The following is a 20,832-nucleotide window of genomic DNA, read 5'->3' as shown; positions in this document are numbered from 1 at the left end:
GAACATGCAGGAGCTAACGTTTTCGACGATGATCGCGGTGCTCGAGGAAATCTTCGGGCGCGGCCTGTTATGGGTGATGGTGGCCGCTGCCGTTCTTGTGACGGCGGCCTATCTCTACGTCCTGATGCGGGATCGGGCAGTGTCCTGGCGCAAATTCCTCTGGGCGCAGGTTGCCATGCCGTTCGGCGCCATTGCGGCGGTGCTGTTCGTGCAAAATGTGACCAGTTCGGGCTTTGGCGACATCGGTGGCCCGATTGATGTGATCGTGCTGCTGCTGGTGTCAGTGGCGGGTGCGGTCGGAGCCGCGATCCTCGTCTATACCGCACAGTCGCTGTTGCGCGGCAAGGCGGCAAAGCCATGAACTCGCCCATCCTTTTGCGGCCCATCGGCCAGATCCGCACCCCATGGAAGACGCTGGCGGATTGTCCGAGTGGCCCGGGACGGGGCGGGGAGGAAGCGCGTCTGGAAATCCTGCCGGAATATGCCGAAGCGCTTCATGCTCTGTCGGCGTCTGAGCTGGATCTCCTCTACTGGTTTGACCGCGCAGCGCGCGATGTGCTGCGCTCGGTCAGTCCGCATGACGGGGGCGAGCGCGGGGTTTTTGCCATGCGCTCCCCGCATCGCCCCAATCCGGTGGCGCTGTCGCGGGTGCCACTGATCGCGGTAGAGGGGCATATTCTTGTCGTCGGTCCCCTCGATTGCCTCGATGGCACGGCTCTACTGGATATCAAGCCGGTTTCCTGTGGCGGCAGGTCGACAAAGGCATAGAACTTCCCCTGGCCCTCAGCGTCCCGAAGGCCAGTGGATGGTTACGGCGGGGCGAAGGCAATCGCCTCGTCGTAACCGGATTTACGAGCCGTTGTTCAGAAAGCGCTGTGGTGTCGTTCCAAAGACTTCGCGGAACGCGGCGATGAAGGCGCTCGGGCTGCTGTAACCCATCGAAAAAGCGATGGTCGTGCTGCTTTCACCGCGGTTCAGCGCCTCGATCGCGCTGAGCAGACGCAGTTTCGACCGCCATTGCCGGAAGCTGAGCCCGGTCTCGGCGCGGAACAGCCGCTCCAGCGTACGGGGGCTAGCGCCCGCGATCTGACTCAGTTCGGGAAGCTGGCTCGGGTCTTCCGGATGGCAGATCAGATGGCGGGTCACCCGGACCAGCCGCTCGTCCTGACCGCCGGGCAGGTTCAGCGGCGCCTCGGAGAGGCCTTCGATCTCATCGAGCAGCACGGCGCAGAACCTGAGCAGCCGCTCATCGAAAGGGGCGGAGGTATCGCTGTCGCCAAGCCTGCGGATCAGTTCGCGCGCCAGCGGTGTCAGCAAAAGCACTGCGCAGCAGGGCATCGGCCGTGTTGGCGGGCGCACTGTGACCGAAGGGTCGACATAGATGTTCAGCAGTTCCGCCTCTGCCTCGATTGTGACCTGATGTTTCATACCGCCGGGGATCCAGACGGCGTGGCTTGGCGGTACCAGCCAGATACAGGAATTGCTGACCACGCGCAGGACGCCCCGCATGGCCCACAGAAGCTGACCGCGCGGATGGCTGTGCGGGCGCACCGCGCGTCCGGCGGCGATCACCCTTCCATGAGTCAGGATGGGGCGCGCCGGGTCTATCGTGAAGGCGATATCCGAGGGGTCGAAATCTGGCGGTTTGGCGACATCTGTTGTCATGATCGCAGTCTGGCACAAGGGTGCGGTCAAGGCTAGATCAGAGCTGATACCAACCAGCCTCTTCGGTTTGATCAGATGACGTTTTCCGCCAAACATATTCTTACAGCCCTCGTTGCCCTGCTGGCACTGGTGATGGCGATCCTGCCGCCGCCAATGCTGATGCCGGATCAGGCGCGGATCCTCGGCATCGTGCTGATCACGCTGGTGCTTTGGGCCACGAGCCTTGTGCCTGGCTATCTGGCCAGTCTGATCTTCTTCGCGGTGCTGCTGGTCGTTGGTCTGGCCCCGCCCGATCTGGCCTTTGCCGGGTTCTCCTCAACCGCCGTCTGGCTGATCGTTTCGGGTTTTGTCATCGGGGCGGCGATCTCGATATCGGGGCTGGGCGCGATGTTGGCACGAGGCCTTGCGCCGCTGCTGACCGGCAGCTATCCGCGATTGATTGCGGGGCTGATGGCGGTATCGGTTCTGCTGAGCTTTCTGATGCCGTCCTCGATTGGGCGCGCGGTGGTGATGGTGCCGGTCGGCATGGCGCTGGCCGATCAGATGGGGTTCGGGCCGGGATCGAAGGGCCGGATCGGCATCGCATCGGTGCTGGCGATCGGCACCAATATGCCCGGCTTCACCATCCTGCCGTCGAACATCCCGAACATGGTATTGTCGGGCGCGGCCGAGACCATCCATGGCGCGCATTTCGGCTATATGGACTATCTGCTGCTGCATTTTCCGGTGCTGGGGGTGCTGAAGGGCTTGGCGGTCGTGGTTCTGGTCTTGTGGATGTTCCCGGATACGCCCGGCGCAGCCCTGCCTGCGCCCGAGGCCGCCAAAGGCGACAAGCCGGTCAGCCCCGCCGCGCGGATCCGGGTGACGGTGATCCTGCTGGCGACGCTGGCGCTGTGGATGACCGACAGTCTGCATGGCGTGAACTCGGCCTGGATCGGGCTGGTGGCGGCTGTGCTGCTGCTGTTGCCGGGCTTCGGCGTGGTCACGCCGCCGGCCTTCAAGGCCTCGGTCGATTTCGGGATGCTGCTCTTTGTCGCCGGGGCGCTGGCGCTCGGGGCACTGGTCAATGCTTCCGGGCTGGGGGCGATGCTTGGGCAGGCGTTGATCGCGGCGCTGCCGCTGGAGCCGGGAGCGGATGCGACAAACTTCGCCTCGCTGTCGCTGATGTCGGCGGTGACGGGGCTGTTCACCACAGTGCCGGGTGTTCCGGCCGTGCTGACGCCGATGGCCGGAGATCTGGCCGCGCAGACCGGGTTCAGCCTGAACACCGTGCTGATGACGCAGGTGATCGGGTTTTCAACGGTGATCTTTCCCTATCAGGTCGGGCCGCTGGTGGTTGCCATGCAGATGTCGGGCGAAAAGCTGGGCCATTTGCTGCGGATCACCCTGCCGCTGGCGCTGATCACCTTCCTTGTGCTGCTGCCCATAGATTTCCTGTGGTGGAAACTGCTGGGCGCGCTCTGACCGGGGGCGCTTAAGGCCCGGTTAAGGGGTAGGGGCCAGAGGCTGGATCAAACCCTTTCACGAGCCCGGAGATCAGACCATGCGCAAGCTGCAACGACGCGAATTTACCACGCTCGGACTGGTCTCGGGCCTTACCCTGTCCGTCGGCGTGCCCATGGCACGGGCACAAGATAATCCCATGCCACCCGAGTTGCGCGACGCGATAGAGCGGCAGCCCTTCTCGCCCGTGCTGGGTAATTCGAAGGGCGATGTCACCCTGACCGAGTTTTTCGATTACAATTGCCCGCATTGCCGGACCAGCGTTCCGGTGATCCGCAAGCTGATCGGGGACGATCCGCACCTGCGTGTGGTGCTGCGGGAATGGCCTGTTTTCGGCGAAAGTTCCGAGTTTTGCGCCCGTGCCTCGCTGGCATCCGTGAAACAGGGGAAATACTGGCAGTTCCACAGCGGGTTGATGGCAATCCGAGGGCGGGCCGAAGAGGCTTCGGCGATGCGGGTCGCGCAGGAGGTCGGGCTTGATCTGGCAAAGCTGCGACGCGACATGCGGTCTGCCGATGTCGAGGGCCATATTGCGCAATCCATGGCCCTTGGTGACCATATGGGGCTGATGGGAACGCCCACCTTCATCGCCGGCAACGATGCATTGTTCGGCAAGAAATCCGGCTCTGAACTGAAGCAACTGGTAGCACAGGCGCGCAAGGATCTGGCCTGAACCGGACCCAACACATGCACCGCAAATGCGCGATGCTCTCGCATTCGTGTCCGGTCATGGGGGACATCGCTTAAGGCCTGGTTAAGCCAACTTTTCCAAGTCAGCGCCCATGAAACACAATCCTTCCCTTCCTTCTTGCGCTGCGCTGCTTCTGGCGCTTCTCGTGTTCTGGTTCCCGGCACATGCGCAGACCTTCACCTTCGGGGGCGGCGGAAGCCGGCCCCTCGACCCTGAGGATGCCTTCATCATCGAAGTGCTGTCGGTCAGTGATGGCCGGGCAAGCATCGGCTGGCGTATTGCCGAGGGCTACTACCTTTACCGCGATCAGATCGCCGCCCATACCGCCGATGGCGCGGCCCTTGCGGTCGAGACATCTGCGGGCCGGATCAAGGACGATCCGGGCTTTGGCCGGGTGGAGGTCTATTACGGCAATGCCTCAATCCTGTTGCCCAGTGCGGGTGGCGAGGTGCGTATCACCTGGCAGGGCTGTCAGGAGGATGGGATCTGCTATGCGCCGGTCACCAGCAGCCTGAGCCTGCCGGAACTAGCGGCGGGGACAGCGCCGGGCGGTTCCGCAATAGAAGATCCCGCGCGGGCAACAGGCTCGGGCGAGATTGCGGAACAGGCGCCGACCCCCGCACCGCAGATGGAACTGGCAAAGGGTGAGGGCATGCTGGCGGGCCTTGCCAAGCGCGGTGGCACAGGACTGGTTCTGCTGGCATTCCTTGGTTTCGGACTCGCGCTGGCGGACACATGAAACAGACAACCGGATACTCCGCCACTCAAATCGGCCTGCATTGGATTGTGGCCGTGCTTGTGGCGGGGCAATACATGTTCAAGGACGGAATTTCGTCCGCGTGGGATGCCTATTCCGAGGGACAGGAAATTGCCTTTTCGCCACTCGTTTTTGCCCATGTCGCGGGGGGTATGCTGATCTTGGCCTTCGTGCTTTGGCGCCTCGTGTTGCGGTTGACCCGTGGCGTGCCGCCCGCGCCGGAAAATGAGCCTGCCCCCCTCAAGACGCTGAGCCATGTCGCACATTGGGGCTTTTACGTGCTGCTTGCTGCCATGGCGGTCACCGGTGCGATGGCATGGTTTGGCGACATCGCGGCTGGCGCCGAGGCCCATAATGTGGTGAAGATCGCACTTCTTGCGCTGATCGTGCTGCACGTTCTTGCCGTGCTGTTCCACCGCATTGTTCTCAAAAATAATCTGATGCTGCGGATGATCCGCCCGGCTGATTGACGGCGCCGAATAGTGAAGGAAACCGGGCATGCCCCTGACTGATGACACCACCCTGCCCATTGATCTGGAACGTCCCGATGCCCCCCCGCCGCGTCGCCAGGTGTTTCACAAAAGATATTTGCTGGTTCTGCTGATCCCGGTGCTGATGTTCTCGGGCGGGGTACTCGGCATGTATTTCCAGCCGCCCGCATTGCAGCGTTTCTACGAAATGTCGGGCCTGCAACCGGGTGGCGGTTCCAACAGCCCGATCGCATTGCCGCCCGAAATCGTGCTCCCCGTGCAGCTGGCCGAGACGCTGTTGCCCTCCGATGTGGTGGGACTGGCGCGGATCATGCCGCGCGGGGACGTGGCCGTGGTTGCAGCACCTTATGGGGCGGGGGATGCGCGGGTGGCCGAGATTCTGGTCGCAATCGGTGACACGGTGGCGCGGGGGGATCCGCTGGCACGGTTGGACAATGCCCAGGCGCTGGAGGGGGCCGTGCTTCAGGCCGAAGCGAACCTTGCCGTGCGGCAGGCGACGCTGATGCAGACCCGGAGTTCCATCGAGGCCAGCCGTGCCGAAGCGCAGGCGACGCTTGACCAGACCCGCGCCGGTGCGGCTGAAGCGGCTGCAAGTCTTGAGCGGACACAGGCACTGAGCGAACGCGGGGTCGCCACAACGGCCACGCTCGATACTGCGCAATCGCGCGCGAGTGAGGCGGCGCAGGCCGTCGCCCGGGCCGAGGCGACGCTGGCACGCTTTGCCTCACTTGCGGTTGACGATCAGCCCGATGTTGTTGTCGCCGCCCGCAATGTTGCCGCCGCTGAAGCCGAACTGGAACGTGCCCGCATGGACCTTGGCCGGGCCGAGGTGCGCGCCCCCATCGACGGCACGATCCTGAATATCCACGCCACCCCCGGCCAGCGTCCGCCTGCCGAGGGGATCATGGAGATGGGCGACACCGGCCAGATGATGGCCGAAGTGGAAATCTGGCAGGACCGCATCGCCTCGGTGGCCCTTGGCCAGCCGGTCGAGATTGTCGCCGATGCGCTTGGGCGGTCCTTGCGTGGAACGGTGGACAGCATCGGCCTGACCGTTGGACGGCAGGGGCTGATCTCGGACGATGCCGCCGCAAATTCGGATGCGCGCGTCATCCGGGTGCTGGTCGTGCTGGAACCCGAGTCGTCCATCATCGCCGCACGATACACAAACCTCGAAGCCGTCGCCCGCATCGACACAGGCGCGCGGGCGCGGGTCGCGCCATGAGCCGCCTTTTGCAATGGGTCTTCGGGCGACTTCCCATCGGCTGGCTGCAACTGACCCACAAGCGCGGACGCTTTGCCGCTGCGCTGGCAGGTGTGGCTTTCGCCAATGTGCTGGTGTTCGTGCAGCTTGGGCTGATGAACTCGATGGCGACGGCGACGCTCAAACCCTATGGGTTTTTTCAGGCAGATGTCATGATCTCGGCCGGCAATGCGAATGCTCTGGCCGAGGGAAACAATGTCGCGCGTCAATGGATGTTGCAAGCTTTGGCCGACCCGGATGTGACCGAAGGGATGGGCCTGTTCGTGGGGAATGTGCCCTGGGACCGGGGCGGCAACGAGATTGTCTTCACCACATTCGGGATCGACCCGGCCCGACCCGCCTTTCTTGCGCCGACCGTGTCGGACGGCCTGCATCTGTTGCAGGTGCAGGGCGTGGCTATCCTTGACCGGCTGGCACGCGGCCTGCCTGCGGACGAGGCCGCCGCGATCCGCCCGCAAACGCCGCTGCGGTTTGAAACCCTCGGGCGCACGCTGACCGCCATGTCCACTTTTGCAGGTGGCGGCGGCTTTGGCGGCGACGGATTCATGCTGGTGTCGGATCAGACCTTTTTGTCGCTGTTCCCTTCGCGAACCTCCGCCGCGCCCGACCACATCCTGCTGCGCCTGCGCCCCGGCGCAGATGTCACCGCAACCGTGGCGCGGTTGCGCGGCGTGATCTCGGACAAGACCCTGCGTGTACGCAGCTATGCCGATGCCGCCCAAGAGGATCTGCACTATCAGCAGACCCAGCGCCCGACCGGCGTGATCTTCGGCTTTGGTGTGTTGATCGGTGTGCTGGTGGGGCTGGTGATCGTCTATCAGGTGCTGTCGGCAGACGTGGCAGACCACATGCGCGAATACGCGACCTTCAAGGCAATGGGCTATGGCCCGCGCTTCTTTCTGGGCATCGTGCTGGAGGAAGCGCTGGTGCTGGGCCTGTTGGGCTTTCTTCCAGGGCTTGCGATCGGCACCGCGATCCTGACGCTGATGGCCAAGGTCACGACGTTGCCCTTGCTGATGACGCCGGGCATGGCTGTGACCGTTTTCGTGGGAACGGTCGTCTTTTCGGCGCTGTCGGGGGTGATTGCAACCCGGCGGCTTGCCGCGGCTGATCCCGCCGACCTGTTCTGAAAGGTGAAGACAATGACAGATGCGCCCATCGTTGCGGTAAAGGAACTCAACCACTGGTTCGGAACGGGTGACGCCCGCAAACAGGCCATGTTCGACATCACCCTCAGCCTGCCGCGCGGCAGTTTCACGGTGCTGATGGGCCCGTCGGGTTCGGGCAAGACCACGCTGCTGACGCTGGTCGGGTGCCTGCGGGCCGTGCAGGACGGCTCCGTGCGGTTGCTTGGCCGCGAATTGCTGGGCGCAGGCGCGGACGAACTTACGCGGCAGCGTCAGCAACTCGGCTTCATCTTTCAGGCTCATAACCTACATGAAAGCCTGACCGCCGCGCAAAATGTCGTCATGGGGGCACAGGTGCGCCCCGGCGTGCCGGATGACATCGCACAAAAGGCAGCGGCGCGCGCGCTTGGTCTGGTCGGGCTGTCCGACCGGATGGATTACTTGCCCGCGAACCTGTCCGGCGGCCAGAAGCAGCGGGTGGCCGTGGCGCGTGCGCTGGTCGGAAACCCGGCGCTTGTGCTGGCAGATGAACCGACCGCTGCGTTGGACAAGGACAGTGCCGCCGATGTGGTGGACCTCCTCAAGCGGTTAGGCGCGGCGCGCGGCACAACAACACTGCTTGTGACCCACGATCCCAGGATCCTCGACCGCGCGGACCGGATCCTGACTCTGGAGGATGGGCGCATCGTGTCAGATTCCGGAAAGCAATGAGTGCTGGTAAGTTCTTTTGCACAGGTCCTGTGAGCAATTCATTTGGTGAATCCAGCGTGGTAGCTGTGGTACATTCGCAGACCGACACCCCCGGCCCAAGACCAGAAACCGGCCAGCCTGCAATGAAGCGCTCATCCTGGGCGACGGTGGCACAGAGGTGTTCTCTCACCATGCTGCACAGTGATCTGCCCGTGCCTTCGCGTCGTCGAACGATCATCCAAAGTGCTCTCAAGGGCCTGCGCCCAAGCAGCCTGATTGTCGAACTGATCGGCAGTCGGTGCGAACCAGTTTGGCCTCCGGAACTTGGTTGGTAATCGACCAAAACCCACCATCACTTGCCCACTACTTGATAACTATTATCAAGATCGCTAAGTTCGTCCTGATACAGGAGGACGTCCCACATGATCAGCGCAGACCTCGGGCATCAGTTGGAGAACTTCGTCACGAAGCTCGTCGAGACCGGCCGGTACAATTCGAAGAGCGAGGTTCTTCGGGAAGGGATCCGCCTGGTTCAGGAACGCGAGGCTAGACTGACCGTGCTCGATCAGGCTTTGGCGCGAGGCATTGATGATGAAGATGCAAAACGGACCAAGCCGCTGGCTGATGTCGTCGCGCGCCTCGAGCTCAGGTATCAAGGTGCGGGTCGGCCCACGGAATGAAGGTCCTGATCACGGCCGAGGCCGAGGCGGATCTTGAGTCGATCGGTGACTACATTGCCCGCGGCAATCCCGCACGGGCGCTGAGCTTCGTGCGCGAACTCTACCAGCTGTGTCTCAACATAGCCGAAATGCCACAAGCCTGGCCGGTGGTGCCCCGCTACGAGCATCACGGCATCCGTCGCAGTGTGCATGGCCGGTATTTGATCTTTTACCGAGTCGGCGCTGACCAGATCACGATTTTGCACATATTGAATGGTGCTATGGACGTCGAGACGATGCTCTTCCCGGACGGCTGACGACCCGATCTGCGCGGTTAGTGCGTGGCCCTCCACATTCTGAACCGCCCCTGTCCTGTCACCTCGCGGATCAGACCCCGCGCTTGCATCCATGCAAGGTTGCGCTGGACGGCGGCGCGGCTGGCGCCGGTCAGGGCCGCGGCCATCGGGGCGGAGACGAGCGGCCATTCGGTCAGCACCGCGCGCAAGGCCGGGGGCGTCCTGCCCGAGAGCGATGCCATCTCGGCCTCCGCCCGCACTGACCACGCTTCGATATCGTCAAGCTGCCGCATCGCAGTCACACATGCCATCGAGCCAACGCGCCAGACGGTCAAACGGTGAACCGCCGGCGCGTAACCCCCCTGCTCCGCCCATGGCCAGAGGCGCGAAAACTGCTCCTCTCCCCTCGCAGGCGGCGATCCGTGCCGCCGCGACAGCCGCTTCCATCTGGTCACCGTGCTGCCCGAGCCCCGCTAGGCCCCATAGGTGAAAGCCCATAGCGGCGCGGGTGATCGAGTGCAGGTCTGCGGCTTGCCCCATCAAATCCAGCCAGCCGCTCGCACGATCCACGAACGGCTCGATCTCATCACTTAGGTTCTCGGGGTCACGACGGTCTAGGAAAGCGGACAGGTCCTGCTCCGGCCCCGGTCCACCCGTCAGCCGCCGCACTGCCCAACCGACACGCGCGAGCGCCGCGGTGTCGTCCTGCACGCCGGACAAGCGCATGGATATCCAAAGCGCCAGCCGATCTGGGCAAATGCGGTCACCCACAACCCAGCTGAGGTCTGCCGCTTCGATCAGGGCAAGCCTGTGCCGCCATCCTTCCGGGCCGCGCTTCAGCCGGTCGTCCAGCGCGCCGACGCGACCGGCCACTCGAGCAAGACGCGCGGCTGACCCCCCTCTGCTTTCCGCCAATCGTCGAGCACCTCGGTTTCACGCGGTTCAGCCCGTGGTCCGGGCAGCAGGTAATCCGGCTCGTCGCCCATCGGACCGGGCAGGAACCAAAGATCGTCCTCGGACGCCCGTTCCACCTCCTGACCGTCGAGGGAGAAAGTATCAGATTCATCATGGAAGGCAGGTGCTTGAGGCTTCATATGTGCAAAATACGGCTATTTTACATTTTACCCAAGGGTTTTGTCAGAGCGTACCTGGATACCTTATATAGCATGCGCGCGCGATGGTCTGCGAGGGCTCTCTAGGTCATGTTGACAAATGGCGTATCCATAGACGGATCGAGGTGATGTCGATGAAGCCGAGGAAGCTCTGGGCGGTCTTGTCGTAGCGGGTTGCGACCCTTCGTGCGTTCTTGAGCTTGTTGAAGCACCGCTCGACGAGGTTGCGCAACGAATACAGCGAATGATCCACGCCGACGCGCATCTTACGTGATTTTCGCATGGGAATTTGGGTGAGCACGTGACGCACCTCCATCTTTTCCCGAATGCTGTCAGCGTCATAGCCTCTGTCGGCCAACAGGACGCTCGGCTCAGGCAGGTTGTCGACCATGACCAGATCAAACCCCAGGTAGTCGGATGTCTGGCCCGGCGTGATCTCGGTCCTCATGGGCAGGCCTGCTGCATTGACGCGGAGGTGGATCTTGGTCGTGAAGCCACCTCTTGAGCGGCCAAAACCCTGTCGCGGAGTCCCCCTTTTGCGCCCGCTGCCTGATGATGGGCGCGAACCACGGTGCTGTCGACCATTTGGAGGGCATCCGGCGCTGCCCCGCTTTGGTTCAGGGCGTCCATGATGTCCTCCCAGAGACCTGCCAGCGTCCAGCGTCGGAACTGCCGGTAGACGCTCGACCATTTGCCAAACTCCTCAGGCAGGTCCCGCCATGGGGCACCGGTGCGAGCGATCCAGAAAATCCCATCAAGAACAAGGCGGTGGTTGGTCGGTTTGCGCCCGTTCGGCGCACGGACCGCCAGGATAAACCGTTCAAAGAACGCCCACTCCTCGTCCGACATCAGGTCTCGTGCCAAGCTGGTCTCCATCGCAGATACCAGCTTGAATCACGCTCCAGGCTCGGTGTGAATCCCTTTTGTCAACATGACCTAGACCTATTACCCCGTCCATATCGAACCGTTTAACAGCACGCCCGTTCGCGCCAAGGTAGAGTGCATTCGTGCTTCTTTCGTCGTCTGAGATTGCTTTGGGAAGCAAAAAGCAATGGCAGACGAAATCAGCGGAAGCACCCGAAACCACTACATCGAATCGATAGTCCGCATCACGTTCAACAGAGGCTGAGAACGCGTCGAACAAGTCAATTTCGGCGTCCACATCACAGACCGTGATTTTGGGGTGACTGATGTTGATGAAGTAGCTGATGAAGTGTGCCAGAAGCCGATTTGTGACCGTGCTTGCTTTCTTTGGTATGTGAAGTGCGTATTCCCGTTTGTAGGGGGTCAGTTGAACAATTGAACCTGCGGTGCTGCGATCCGCTGGTAAGAAGGTCAGGTTATCCGTTGGGTTGGAAACCTTGAAATCAAACGAAACTGAACGCCCGCTGGACCCGTCATCATAAATGCTTTTGATATGCACCTCATCCAGCACCTTGAGCCAAACAAGGCGTCCTACGCCTTTTCCACCAATTTTTTCCTTGGCTCGCGAGTCCATTCGACGGAAAGACGCGAGGTTGCTTTCGTTGAAGCCAGTGCCGTTGTCGGAAACCGTGAAACCTTCCATATCTCCAGTTTCAGTACGGTGGAGTTCGATCAAAACTTCACCCTTACTGAGATTATCCTTACCAAATCTGTCTTCGACGGCATGAATGGAATTCATCACCGCTTCAAAGAGCGGGAAAAGTGAATTCTTGGCATTCGGAGCAAGAGATAAGTTTCGGATGCGTCCTGCGGGGTCATTGTCCCAACCCGTTTGAACTCGAACGTCCATGTGATTTGCTCCAACCTGCCCTTAGCGCCACTATGACTTCCTAGTTGGTTAGGCGCAATCCGACAGTTTTCCTCGGTACTGACCTGCGGGCCCACATGCTAGGGAACCTGTTCGCCGCTCCGCCTCTCCTCTGTTTCACAGGCGGGCGGGATCGGACCATAACGTGGGATATTTCCAACCTTCCGAATGCACCCTCATGGCAAGATTGGGAAGCTGACGCGGTAAAAAACGAGATCGACCGGCAGCTTTGGGCCGCCTCTTTGGTCGCGCGATCATTGAGCAATGCCATGTTGCTGAGTACTTCAGCAGCGGTGAAGCGCCCGGTGCTATAAGGTGGTCCAACTGAAGCATTGAGCGGATTTTGGCGTCTCCCGGCATAGCCGGGACCGGGCTCAGGTCCTGGCGGACGGAAGCCGGCGTCGCCGTCTTCCCCCTTTCGGGCATAGATCCCTGACGCAGGACCCGCCAGAGGCGGGGTCCGCCGAGTGATGTGCCGCGGCGATCGCGGCGAGGCTACGGGCCTGTCCGGCTCAGCGTGAGAGGTCGAGAGGGGGCCGGAACGGGCAGGTTCCGGGCGGTTGAGAGAGAGCGCTGTCCGGGGCCGTCCCGCGCTCTGCTCTCCCGAGGATCTTCCCGATGAACGACCTGTCCCCCGCGACCACGGCGCAAGCGCCGGTCGCGCGCACTCCTGTTCTGTCCGCGCCCTGCATTCTGGCTGCAGCGCAGGCGCTTCTCCCGCATCTCGAACGCGGCCAGCGCATCGACAGCACGATGCTGCGCGGTGCCATGGAAACCGCTTTCGGCGCATCTGATGCCTCCGGCCTCTGGGGTTGGAAAGACGCCTACGAGGCCTGTGAGGTCGCCACGGTTCTGTTTCTGCGCAAGTTCGGCCGCGCGCTGTACCGCAAGGCGGGAGCGCCCGAGGCGCGCCTCGCGGCGCTGACGAAGATCGCTGGCTTGCTGCCGAGCCATACGAGGCGCTCCGAGGAAAGCCAGGCACTGCAACAGTTCAGCACGCCGCTTCCGCTCGGGATTGCGGCAGTCACCGCTGCGGCAATCACGCCTGCGGATGTGGTGCTCGAGCCTTCGGCCGGCACCGGCCTGATGGCAATCCTCGTCGACATCGCCGGCGGCAGTCTCGCGCTGAACGAACTGGCCGATACCCGCGCGGATCTCCTTGCCGCCCTCTTTCCGGCCCTGCCTGTCACCCGGTTCGATGCCGCGCAGATCCACGACCACCTTGATGCCGGGGTAGTGCCGTCAGTTGTGCTGATGAATCCGCCGTTCTCGGCGCTGGCCAATGTGACCACCCGCGTGGGTGATGCCGCTTGCCGCCATATCGCTTCCGCTCTGGCGCGGCTCGCCCCCGGCGGACGGCTGGTGACCATCACCGGTGCGGGTTTCGGCCCCGAAGCACCGGCCTGGCGCGATGCCTTCATCCGGCTGCAAGAGCATGGCCGTGTGGTCTTCACGGCGGCCGTGGACGGTGCCGTCTATGCAAAGCATGGCACCAGTTTCGACACGCGGCTGACGGTGATCGACAAGCTCCCGGCCGAGGATCCTTCCTCCTTCCCGGCTTCTTCGGGCATCACCCCTGATGTTGCGACCCTGCTCGGTTGGATCACAGCCCAGGTGCCGCCGCGCTGCGTGGTCGATCTGCCCCGGCCACCGGCACCGACAGCACCGGCCGCCGGCCGCACGGTGCGCACCTACCTTGCTCGCGCCGGTGCAGCCCAGCCTGCTAGGCTCACGTCGACCAGTCCCAATGCCATCGAACTCGCCTATGAGACGCTGGACTGGACGCCGCCTGAAGCCGCGCGGCTCTCGGACGCGATCTATGAAGAATACGCCCTCCAGGTGATCCGGATTCCAGACGCGGCCCCGCATCCGACCAAACTCGTGCAATCCGCTGCCATGGCCTCGGTCGCGCCACCCCGTCCCTCCTATCGGCCCATGCTCCCCGCTGACATCTGCGCCCGCCTCTCCGACGCGCAGCTCGAGACGGTGATCCATGCCGGCGAGGCGCACAGCGATCACCTCGCTGGCTCCTGGACGCTGGACGAGACCCTGGACACGGTCAGCGCTGCGGCAGCGGGTGCTACCGGCGCTGTCCGCTTCCGCCGGGGCTTCATGCTTGGCGATGGCACCGGTGCGGGGAAGGGTCGGCAATCGGCGGGGATCATTCTCGACAACTGGCTGCGCGGGCGCCGCAAGGCGCTCTGGATCTCCAAATCCGACAAGCTGATCGAGGATGCGCAGCGCGACTGGTCGGCCCTCGGGCAGGAGAAACTCTTGATCACGCCGCTTTCCCGCTATGCGCAAGGAAAGACGATCACACTGTCGGAAGGCATCCTCTTCACCACCTATGCCACGCTGCGCTCCGACGACCGGGGCGAAAAGGTCTCGCGTGTGCGCCAGATCGTGGACTGGCTCGGGGCGGATTTCGACGGGGTGATCATCTTTGATGAGAGCCACGCCATGCAGAACGCTGCCGGCGGCAAGGGCGAGCGTGGCGATGTTGCAGCCTCGCAGCAGGGCAGGGCGGGACTGCGCTTGCAGCACGCATTGCCTGACGCACGCGTGGTCTATGTCTCAGCCACCGGGGCAACGACGGTGAACAACCTCGCTTACGCGCAGCGCCTTGGCCTTTGGGGCGGAGAAGATTTCCCGTTTGCCACCCGGGCCGAGTTCGTCGAGGCGATCGAGGCCGGCGGCGTGGCAGCGATGGAGGTCCTGGCGCGCGATCTGCGCTCGCTAGGCCTCTATACCGCGCGCTCGCTCTCCTATGACGGGGTCGAATACGAGTTGATCGAGCACCAGCTGACACCAGAACAGCGCCGGATCTATGATTCCTATGCCGGGGCCTTCGCCGTCATCCACAACAACCTCGATGCGGCGATGGAGGCGGCGAACATCACCGGTTCGGACGGCACGCTGAACCGGCAGGCGAAATCTGCGGCGCGCTCGACCTTCGAGAGCACCAAGCAGCGCTTTTTCGGCCATCTGCTGACCTCGATGAAAACTCCGACCCTGCTGCGCTCGATCGCCGAGGATCTGGAGGCGGGCCATGCCGCTGTGATCCAGATCGTCTCGACCGGCGAGGCGCTGATGGAACGGCGGCTGGCAGAGATCCCGACCGAGGAATGGAACGATCTGAACACGGACTTGTCTCCGCGCGAATATGTCATGAGCTACCTGCAGCATTCCTTCCCGGTGCAGCTCTATGAGCCGTTCAGCGATGGCGAGGGCAATGTTACCTCGCGGCCCGTGTTCCGGGATGGCCAGCCCGTTGAAAGCCGCGAGGCGGTTTCCCGGCGGGACGCTATGATCGAGCATCTGGCCGGCCTGCCGCCGGTGCCGGGGGCACTCGATCAGATCGTGCAGCACTTTGGCACCGATAAGGTGGCCGAGGTTACGGGACGCTCGCGTCGGATCATCCGCAAGGGCGAAGGCCCGGCGGCGCGGCTGGCGGTCGAGAACCGCGCACCCTCGGCCAACCTCGCCGAGACTCAGGCCTTCATGGATGACGGCAAACGCATCCTCGTCTTCTCAGACGCGGGCGGCACCGGGCGCAGCTATCACGCCGAACTCTCGGCGCGGAACCAGCGCCTGCGCGTGCATTATCTGCTGGAGCCAGGCTGGAAGGCCGACACCGCCATCCAGGGCCTTGGCCGCACCAATCGCACGAACCAGGCGCAGCCGCCCCTGTTCCGGCCGATTGCCACCGATGTGAAAGCGGAAAAGCGGTTCCTCAGCACCATCGCGCGCCGCCTTGACACGCTCGGGGCGATCACCCGCGGTCAGCGCCAGACCGGCGGGCAGGGGCTGTTCCGCCCCGAGGACAATCTTGAAAGCCCCTATGCCCGGGCGGCTCTGCGTCAGCTCTACCTTCTGCTGGTACGCGGCAGGGTCGAGGGCTGCTCGCTGGAACGGTTTGAATCCGCCACCGGCCTGAAGCTGATGGACTCAAACGGCATCAAGGACGAATTGCCGCCGATCACCACCTTCCTCAACCGTCTGCTGGCGCTGACCATCGAATTGCAAGGCATTCTCTTCACTGCTTTCGAGCAGCTGCTGGAGGCGAAGGTCGAGGGCGCGATGGCGGCCGGCATTTATGATCTGGGCCTCGAGACGCTGAAGGCCGAAAGCTTCACCGTAACCGACCGGCAGGTAATCTACTCCCATCCCGGCACCGGAGCTGAGACCCGGCTCCTGACCATCACCGAGCGACGGCGGAACACGCCCCTGCTGCTCGATGCCGCGCTCAACGAGTTGGACGATCCACGGGCCGTGCTGCTGGTCAACAGCCGCTCGGGGCGTGCGGCCGTGCAGGTGCCAACGACCTCGATCATGCTTGACGATGGCGAGATCGAGCGCCGTGTGCGCTTGATCCGTCCGATGGAAGCCTTCAGCATGTCCATCAGGATGATGAGTGACACGCTTTGGGTTGAGACTGACAAAAAGACCTTCGCGGCCGCATGGCGGGCCGAGGTCGCCGATGTGCCGGAATTCTCGGATGCCACGCTGCATGTGGTCTCGGGATTGCTTTTGCCGGTCTGGAAGCGCCTGCCGCAAGATGAGACCCGCGTCTATCGCCTGCAGACCGATGACGGCGAGCGGATCATCGGCCGCCGGGTTTCGCCCGCCTGGGCCGCGAACGCCACCGCAAGCGGGGCGTCGAGCCTGACGCCGGAGCAGGCCTATGCGGCATTGCTCGACGGACGGACCGTCCTCGATCTTGCCGAGGGCCTGCAACTGCGCCGGTCACGCATAATGGGCGCGAACCGGATCGAACTGACCGGCTTTTCGGAAGCGATGCGGGAGCGGCTTCGGGCCTGGGGGCTCTTCAGCGAGATCATCTCTTGGAAGCTGCGTTTCTTCGTGCCGGTGGGTGCGAATGGTGCCGCGATCCTTGGCAAGCTGCTGGCGGTCTATCCGATCAGACGCATCACCGAGCGCGAGGCGTCGTAATGGCTCGCATTGATGCCGCCGATCTGTCGCAGCGTCTCGGCCAACAGGCCGAGGCGGTGTGCCGGCACTATCTGTCGAATGGCCGCAAACAGGGCAACTATTGGCAGGTCGGCGATGTGCGCAATGAACCGGGGCGGTCGATGTTCGTCCGCCTCACCGGGCCAGCCTCGGGCAAGGGGGCAGCAGGTAAGTGGACCGATGGCCAGAGCGGCGAGCATGGCGACCTGCTAGATGTGATCCGCGAAACCCTCGGCCTCAGCAACTTCGCCGATGTCGCCGAGGAGGCCCGGCGGTTCCTCAGCCTGCCGCAGCTGGAACCGGCACCGGAGCCGAAAAGGCTCAGATCGGCACCAGCACCCTCCGGTTCACCTGACGCTGCAGAACGGCTCTGGCGCATGTCCCGGTCCATCCGGGGCACGCTGGCCGGCACCTATCTGCGCAAGCGTGGCCTGACGGATTTGCGAGACACGGACAATCTTCGCTTCCACCCTGACTGCTACTACCGTCCGGAATGCGAGGGTCCGACCGAGACCTGGCCCGCGCTGATCGGCAAGATCACCGACCTCGACGGCAAGCTTACCGGCGTGCACCGCACCTGGCTCACCCGCGATGGCAGCGGGAAAGCGCCTCTCGGGTCCCCGCGCAAGGCGATGGGGGATTTGCTCGGCAACGCGGTTCGGTTTGGTCAGGCGCAAGATGTCATGGCGGCAGGAGAGGGCATCGAGACCGTGCTCTCGCTGCGTCAGATCATGCCAAAGATGCCGATGGTTGCGGCTCTCTCCGCGGGACATCTCGCAGCCATCCTCTTCCCGGCAGATCTGCGCAGGCTCTATATCATCCGCGACAATGATCCCGCCGGCGACGGCGCGCGGGATAGCCTGGTCGCCCGGGCACACGAGGTCGGTATCGAGGCTATCCCGCTCTCGCCCATGTTGGGGGATTTCAACGACGATCTAACGGGGCCGGGTCTGGAGGCACTTCGGGCGCAGGTCCGGGGGCAACTCGCCCCCGAGGACGTCAGCCGCTTCATGACCGTTCGCTGATCCGCCGGAACGGGGTGGGTGATCGGGCGGGCGCGCTCCTGCCCGGGCAGACAGAGGAAGCAACCCCCTTCGGCGAGAGGACCGCGCCGAGGCCTTCTCAGAGGGCGAGCGGCCCACAAACGCTCCGGCCCGGCAATGGCGGCGCCCGACTGATTTCCGTCGGCGGGGCAAGCCCCGCCTTTACATCGCGAAGCAAATCAGCCGGGCTTTGCCATCAGGGCCCGCGAATGCGCGGGCTGCCCGGCCGGAGCCCCCGTGGGCTTGTCGTCGCCAGAAGGCCGCGACGGTCGCGGTCCAAGCCGAAGGATGCATCCCATGTATGCCCAGGATAGTTTCGAGCCCGATCACACCATTTCCCCGACCGGCCATATCATCGAGGACATGCAGCTCTATGGCTACCGTCCCGCTGAGGGCGAGGCAGATCCCCGGCCCACCCCCGAAGACCAGGCCATCCAGACCGCAGTCTCCGACATCTTCGACGCCCTCATCTCTACCATGGCCGATACCAGCCTCGATTTCGACCTCGACGAAATCCTTTGGTCGACCGTCAACACCTTCCACCGCGCCGCCGAGCGGATCGAGCGTAAACTGGATGACAACGAGCAGGCGCAGAAACGCCTTCAGCGCGAGCAGGATGGCAGCGAAGTTAAATCCGTCCAGCTCGAGAGCCTGATCGGCATCGGCGGCAATCTGATCGAACGCCGCGAGAGCCTGGAACTCTTCCGCGAAACCGCCGCCGACATCTTCCTGCGCGTGACCGGCACCCATTGGGCCCCGCGTTCGGGATCACGCACCAACCATCGCCATCTGACAGCCGCGATGATCGACAGTCGCGATTTCCTCGCCGCCAAAAAGATCGCGGAAACCGAGATGCTGGTGCCGCCGGGGCCGAAGGTTGCCTTCTCGGGTGGGGATACCACCGATCACCGCACGATTTGGGACCGTCTCGATCAGATCCACGCCAAGCATCCGGACATGGTCTTGATGCATGGTGGCAGCCCGAAGGGCGCCGAGCGCATCGCCGCCACCTGGGCCAGCAACCGCAAGGTGCCGCAGGTCGCCTTCAAGCCCGACTGGACGACACACGCCAAGGCGGCCCCCTTCAAGCGCAATGACCAGATGCTCGACTGCCTGCCGATCGGCGTCATCATCTTTCCCGGCACCGGCATTCAGGAAAATCTCGCTGACAAGGCCCGCAAGATGGGCATCCCGGTCTACCGCATGGCAAAGGGTGGCGCGTGAGCGCCACCCCATACGGGTTCCGACGGCTCAGACCTGCGGCCGGGTGTTTTGCAGCAAAGCGAACCCGTATAGGAAAGACATGAACGTACTCCCTGACGGCAGGCTCAGCATGACGATTACACTTTGGCATAGCGATGAAGACCTTGATCGCCTCGATGCGGTGCTTTCGGCATTGCCCGAAGACAACGATCCGATGATCCTCGCCGAATTCGATGGTTTTTGTGCGGGTCTCATCACCTGTCCGGAAATGATTTCGCCGTCTGTCTGGCTTGCCAAGGTCTGGGGGACTGGCGGCCCGCCTGAGTTCGACAGCGCCGAAGAGCTTCAGGCGTCTCTCGATCTCATCATGGCGCATTACAACCGTGTCGCCGGAATGCTGATGATCCCGGGGGAGTATTTCCCTGTCCTCGACGAGGATCAGCGCAACGGGGACATTATCTGGGAGTTCTGGATGATGGGTTTCGTCGCGGCGATGCGACTGCGGCCTGACGCCTGGGATCTGATTGAGGACAGCAAGGACCGGCGGGCGAAGAAGGCGCTGAATCTCGCAGGCAAACTCTCGCGTATCTCGACCGGGTTCGCCGAAGGGAAAGGCTGGAAGGCTACGAAATTGTCGCGCGAGGCCCATGATCTGATCCCCGATATGGTCGAGGATCTGAACGCCTTCGCCAAGGCGCATACGGCGAAATCCATGCCCGGTCTGCCGCTGGCCGCCAATCTGACTGCTGCGCCCTCAGCGGCATCGAAGCCCGGTCGCAATGATGCGTGCAGCTGCGGTTCAGGGCGCAAGTACAAGAAATGCTGCGGCGCTGTTCACTGACCTCAGCCTTGCGGGAACAGGACCGCGTCAACGTCCATCGCGCCGCTCAGGACATGAAGCACTGTCGCCTTATCCCTGCGGATCTGGTAGAAAATCAGGTAGCGCCCGTGCACGCGGCGCCGGATGTCTTGTGTCTCATATCGTGGGATGACCGGCCAGGCCTCGGGGAAGTCAGCCAGATCCATGCAACTGCGCCCGAGTTCGCGGACAAAGCTGACCGCGCGGGCGGGATTGTCCCGTGCGATGTAATCGCCGATGGCCTCCAGGTCCGCTTCGGCCTCGGCGGTGATCTCGACGATCATTTCGCAGGTGTGCCCATCGCTTGATACTTTGCCTCGAGCTGCGCGAATACGTCGCCGGCCGGTTTGACCCGCCCGGAATCAGCATCTGCGAGCCCCCGGGCTAAAGCCTGGTCCAGCACGGCAAGGCGGGCTTCGCGTTCCTGGATCAGGCGGATGCCTTCGCGCAGGACCTCGCTCTTGGAATTGTAGCGGCCGGTTTCGACCAGCTTCGCCACGAAGCTCTCGAGCTGTGTTCCCAGATCGGCACTGATCATCTCGACCTCCGCTATTGCTGGTTTCACAATGCCACGCTTGATAACTGTTATCAATCCTTGTGGCGATCATGGCGCTGCCTTCCTGCCTTTCGTCGGGATTGTTGTCGGATTTTCCCGTCGTCATGAGCGCACAGGGCTCAGTCTTTCCCTCTTTCCGGCCTCTTCGATCAT

At 63.1% G+C, this 20,832-nt stretch carries 19 protein-coding genes and 2 pseudogenes; 15 read left to right on the top strand and 6 right to left on the bottom strand.

Features of this window, described 5'->3' with window-relative positions; genetic code table 11:
• The first annotated feature begins 4 nt into the window (after window positions 1-4).
• Window positions 5-361 (top strand): DUF5368 domain-containing protein, encoded by a 357-nt coding sequence (locus tag JC607_RS21385; RefSeq protein ID WP_198838844.1) that lies wholly within the window; start codon window positions 5-7, stop codon window positions 359-361.
• On the top strand, window positions 358-768 hold the full coding sequence (gene tsaA / locus JC607_RS21380; protein WP_198838843.1) for a tRNA (N6-threonylcarbamoyladenosine(37)-N6)-methyltransferase TrmO: 411 nt from the start codon (window positions 358-360) through the stop codon (window positions 766-768). Before JC607_RS21385 ends, tsaA begins: the two co-directional genes overlap by 4 nt.
• 81 nt (window positions 769-849) lie before the next feature.
• Here tsaA and JC607_RS21375 read toward each other — a convergent pair whose 3' ends face one another.
• Window positions 850-1,665, bottom strand: a complete 816-nt coding sequence (locus JC607_RS21375; protein WP_198838842.1) for a helix-turn-helix domain-containing protein — start codon at window positions 1,663-1,665, stop codon at window positions 850-852.
• A 75-nt stretch (window positions 1,666-1,740) separates the two neighbouring features.
• Between JC607_RS21375 and JC607_RS21370 the strand changes: the two genes are divergently transcribed.
• From JC607_RS21370 to JC607_RS21330, 9 genes are all read left to right on the top strand, one after another.
• Entirely contained in the window at window positions 1,741-3,129 is a 1,389-nt protein-coding gene (locus JC607_RS21370; RefSeq protein ID WP_198838841.1) for an SLC13 family permease, read from the top strand.
• A 79-nt stretch (window positions 3,130-3,208) separates the two neighbouring features.
• Window positions 3,209-3,841, top strand: a complete 633-nt coding sequence (locus JC607_RS21365) for a DsbA family protein (RefSeq protein ID WP_198838840.1) — start codon at window positions 3,209-3,211, stop codon at window positions 3,839-3,841.
• 109 nt (window positions 3,842-3,950) lie between these two features.
• Window positions 3,951-4,598 (top strand): protein-disulfide reductase DsbD N-terminal domain-containing protein, encoded by a 648-nt coding sequence (locus tag JC607_RS21360; RefSeq protein WP_198838839.1) that lies wholly within the window; start codon window positions 3,951-3,953, stop codon window positions 4,596-4,598.
• The gene (locus JC607_RS21355) at window positions 4,595-5,086 is read left to right on the top strand and encodes a cytochrome b (RefSeq protein ID WP_041528415.1); all 492 of its coding nucleotides are present in this window, start codon (window positions 4,595-4,597) and stop codon (window positions 5,084-5,086) included. Before JC607_RS21360 ends, JC607_RS21355 begins: the two co-directional genes overlap by 4 nt.
• Window positions 5,087-5,114: 28 nt before the next feature.
• Window positions 5,115-6,332: an HlyD family efflux transporter periplasmic adaptor subunit gene (locus JC607_RS21350; RefSeq protein WP_020952599.1), complete on the top strand. Its 1,218-nt coding sequence runs from the start codon at window positions 5,115-5,117 to the stop codon at window positions 6,330-6,332.
• On the top strand, window positions 6,329-7,501 hold the full coding sequence (locus JC607_RS21345) for an FtsX-like permease family protein (RefSeq protein WP_198838838.1): 1,173 nt from the start codon (window positions 6,329-6,331) through the stop codon (window positions 7,499-7,501). The genes JC607_RS21350 and JC607_RS21345 overlap by 4 nt, the downstream gene beginning before the upstream one ends.
• A gap of 12 nt (window positions 7,502-7,513) precedes the next feature.
• Window positions 7,514-8,209, top strand: a complete 696-nt coding sequence (locus JC607_RS21340) for an ATP-binding cassette domain-containing protein (RefSeq protein WP_198838837.1) — start codon at window positions 7,514-7,516, stop codon at window positions 8,207-8,209.
• Window positions 8,210-8,610: 401 nt separating this feature from the next.
• Window positions 8,611-8,868 carry a type II toxin-antitoxin system ParD family antitoxin gene (locus JC607_RS21335; protein ID WP_198838836.1) on the top strand — a complete coding sequence of 86 codons (258 nt, stop codon included), beginning with the start codon at window positions 8,611-8,613 and terminating at the stop codon, window positions 8,866-8,868.
• On the top strand, window positions 8,865-9,164 hold the full coding sequence (locus tag JC607_RS21330; protein WP_198838835.1) for a type II toxin-antitoxin system RelE/ParE family toxin: 300 nt from the start codon (window positions 8,865-8,867) through the stop codon (window positions 9,162-9,164). Before JC607_RS21335 ends, JC607_RS21330 begins: the two co-directional genes overlap by 4 nt.
• A 17-nt stretch (window positions 9,165-9,181) precedes the next feature.
• Here JC607_RS21330 and JC607_RS21325 read toward each other — a convergent pair.
• From JC607_RS21325 to JC607_RS21315, 3 genes and pseudogenes are all read right to left on the bottom strand, one after another.
• A pseudogene (locus tag JC607_RS21325) lies at window positions 9,182-10,237 on the bottom strand (hypothetical protein).
• 106 nt (window positions 10,238-10,343) lie between these two features.
• Window positions 10,344-11,104 (bottom strand): annotated as a pseudogene (locus JC607_RS21320) (IS5 family transposase).
• Window positions 11,076-12,029: an ATP-binding protein gene (locus JC607_RS21315; protein ID WP_198838833.1), complete on the bottom strand. Its 954-nt coding sequence runs from the start codon at window positions 12,027-12,029 to the stop codon at window positions 11,076-11,078. Before JC607_RS21315 ends, JC607_RS21320 begins: the two are co-directional and overlap by 29 nt.
• A gap of 636 nt (window positions 12,030-12,665) precedes the next feature.
• Here JC607_RS21315 and JC607_RS21310 point away from each other — a divergent pair.
• The 4 genes from JC607_RS21310 to JC607_RS21295 all read left to right on the top strand — a co-directional run bounded on the left by JC607_RS21310 (window position 12,666) and on the right by JC607_RS21295 (window position 20,105).
• Window positions 12,666-17,000, top strand: coding sequence for a strawberry notch family protein (locus JC607_RS21310; RefSeq protein ID WP_198838832.1), 4,335 nt, complete (start codon window positions 12,666-12,668; stop codon window positions 16,998-17,000).
• Window positions 17,000-18,043 (top strand): toprim domain-containing protein, encoded by a 1,044-nt coding sequence (locus JC607_RS21305; protein WP_198838831.1) that lies wholly within the window; start codon window positions 17,000-17,002, stop codon window positions 18,041-18,043. The genes JC607_RS21310 and JC607_RS21305 overlap by 1 nt, the downstream gene beginning before the upstream one ends.
• Before the next feature lie 315 nt (window positions 18,044-18,358).
• Window positions 18,359-19,285, top strand: coding sequence for a DUF2493 domain-containing protein (locus JC607_RS21300; RefSeq protein WP_198838830.1), 927 nt, complete (start codon window positions 18,359-18,361; stop codon window positions 19,283-19,285).
• 109 nt (window positions 19,286-19,394) lie between these two features.
• On the top strand, window positions 19,395-20,105 hold the full coding sequence (locus tag JC607_RS21295) for a UPF0149 family protein (protein WP_198838829.1): 711 nt from the start codon (window positions 19,395-19,397) through the stop codon (window positions 20,103-20,105).
• Window positions 20,106-20,107: 2 nt separating this feature from the next.
• Here the strand turns inward: JC607_RS21295 and JC607_RS21290 are convergent, their stop codons facing one another.
• The gene (locus JC607_RS21290; RefSeq protein ID WP_198838828.1) at window positions 20,108-20,407 is read right to left on the bottom strand and encodes a type II toxin-antitoxin system RelE/ParE family toxin; all 300 of its coding nucleotides are present in this window, start codon (window positions 20,405-20,407) and stop codon (window positions 20,108-20,110) included.
• A complete protein-coding gene (locus tag JC607_RS21285) occupies window positions 20,404-20,661 on the bottom strand; it encodes a type II toxin-antitoxin system ParD family antitoxin (RefSeq protein WP_198838827.1) in 258 nt (85 codons plus the stop codon). The genes JC607_RS21290 and JC607_RS21285 overlap by 4 nt, the downstream gene beginning before the upstream one ends.
• Between the last annotated feature and the right edge of the window lie 171 nt (window positions 20,662-20,832).

Origin of the sequence: Paracoccus sp. IB05 (assembly GCF_016405985.1) — a bacterium.
Taxonomy (GTDB): domain Bacteria; phylum Pseudomonadota; class Alphaproteobacteria; order Rhodobacterales; family Rhodobacteraceae; genus Pseudogemmobacter.
Note: the sequence above shows the minus strand (reverse complement) of the source record. Positions and strands in the feature narration are given on the sequence as shown.

Bases quoted from the DNA above. Each gene is read 5' to 3' on its own strand.
- JC607_RS21295 (WP_198838829.1), top strand. From the start codon at position 19,395: ATGACGATTACACTTTGGCATAGCGATGAAGACCTTGATCGCCTCGAT.
- JC607_RS21345 (WP_198838838.1), top strand. From the start codon at position 6,329: ATGAGCCGCCTTTTGCAATGGGTCTTCGGGCGACTTCCCATCGGCTGG.
- JC607_RS21305 (WP_198838831.1), top strand. From the start codon at position 17,000: ATGGCTCGCATTGATGCCGCCGATCTGTCGCAGCGTCTCGGCCAACAG.
- JC607_RS21370 (WP_198838841.1), top strand. From the start codon at position 1,741: ATGACGTTTTCCGCCAAACATATTCTTACAGCCCTCGTTGCCCTGCTG.
- tsaA (WP_198838843.1), top strand. From the start codon at position 358: ATGAACTCGCCCATCCTTTTGCGGCCCATCGGCCAGATCCGCACCCCA.
- JC607_RS21310 (WP_198838832.1), top strand. From the start codon at position 12,666: ATGAACGACCTGTCCCCCGCGACCACGGCGCAAGCGCCGGTCGCGCGC.
- JC607_RS21300 (WP_198838830.1), top strand. From the start codon at position 18,359: ATGTATGCCCAGGATAGTTTCGAGCCCGATCACACCATTTCCCCGACC.
- JC607_RS21355 (WP_041528415.1), top strand. From the start codon at position 4,595: ATGAAACAGACAACCGGATACTCCGCCACTCAAATCGGCCTGCATTGG.
- JC607_RS21285 (WP_198838827.1), bottom strand. From the start codon at position 20,661: ATGATCAGTGCCGATCTGGGAACACAGCTCGAGAGCTTCGTGGCGAAG.
- JC607_RS21335 (WP_198838836.1), top strand. From the start codon at position 8,611: ATGATCAGCGCAGACCTCGGGCATCAGTTGGAGAACTTCGTCACGAAG.
- JC607_RS21340 (WP_198838837.1), top strand. From the start codon at position 7,514: ATGACAGATGCGCCCATCGTTGCGGTAAAGGAACTCAACCACTGGTTC.
- JC607_RS21315 (WP_198838833.1), bottom strand. From the start codon at position 12,029: ATGGACGTTCGAGTTCAAACGGGTTGGGACAATGACCCCGCAGGACGC.
- JC607_RS21290 (WP_198838828.1), bottom strand. From the start codon at position 20,407: ATGATCGTCGAGATCACCGCCGAGGCCGAAGCGGACCTGGAGGCCATC.
- JC607_RS21375 (WP_198838842.1), bottom strand. From the start codon at position 1,665: ATGACAACAGATGTCGCCAAACCGCCAGATTTCGACCCCTCGGATATC.
- JC607_RS21350 (WP_020952599.1), top strand. From the start codon at position 5,115: ATGCCCCTGACTGATGACACCACCCTGCCCATTGATCTGGAACGTCCC.
- JC607_RS21365 (WP_198838840.1), top strand. From the start codon at position 3,209: ATGCGCAAGCTGCAACGACGCGAATTTACCACGCTCGGACTGGTCTCG.
- JC607_RS21330 (WP_198838835.1), top strand. From the start codon at position 8,865: ATGAAGGTCCTGATCACGGCCGAGGCCGAGGCGGATCTTGAGTCGATC.
- JC607_RS21385 (WP_198838844.1), top strand. From the start codon at position 5: ATGCAGGAGCTAACGTTTTCGACGATGATCGCGGTGCTCGAGGAAATC.
- JC607_RS21360 (WP_198838839.1), top strand. From the start codon at position 3,951: ATGAAACACAATCCTTCCCTTCCTTCTTGCGCTGCGCTGCTTCTGGCG.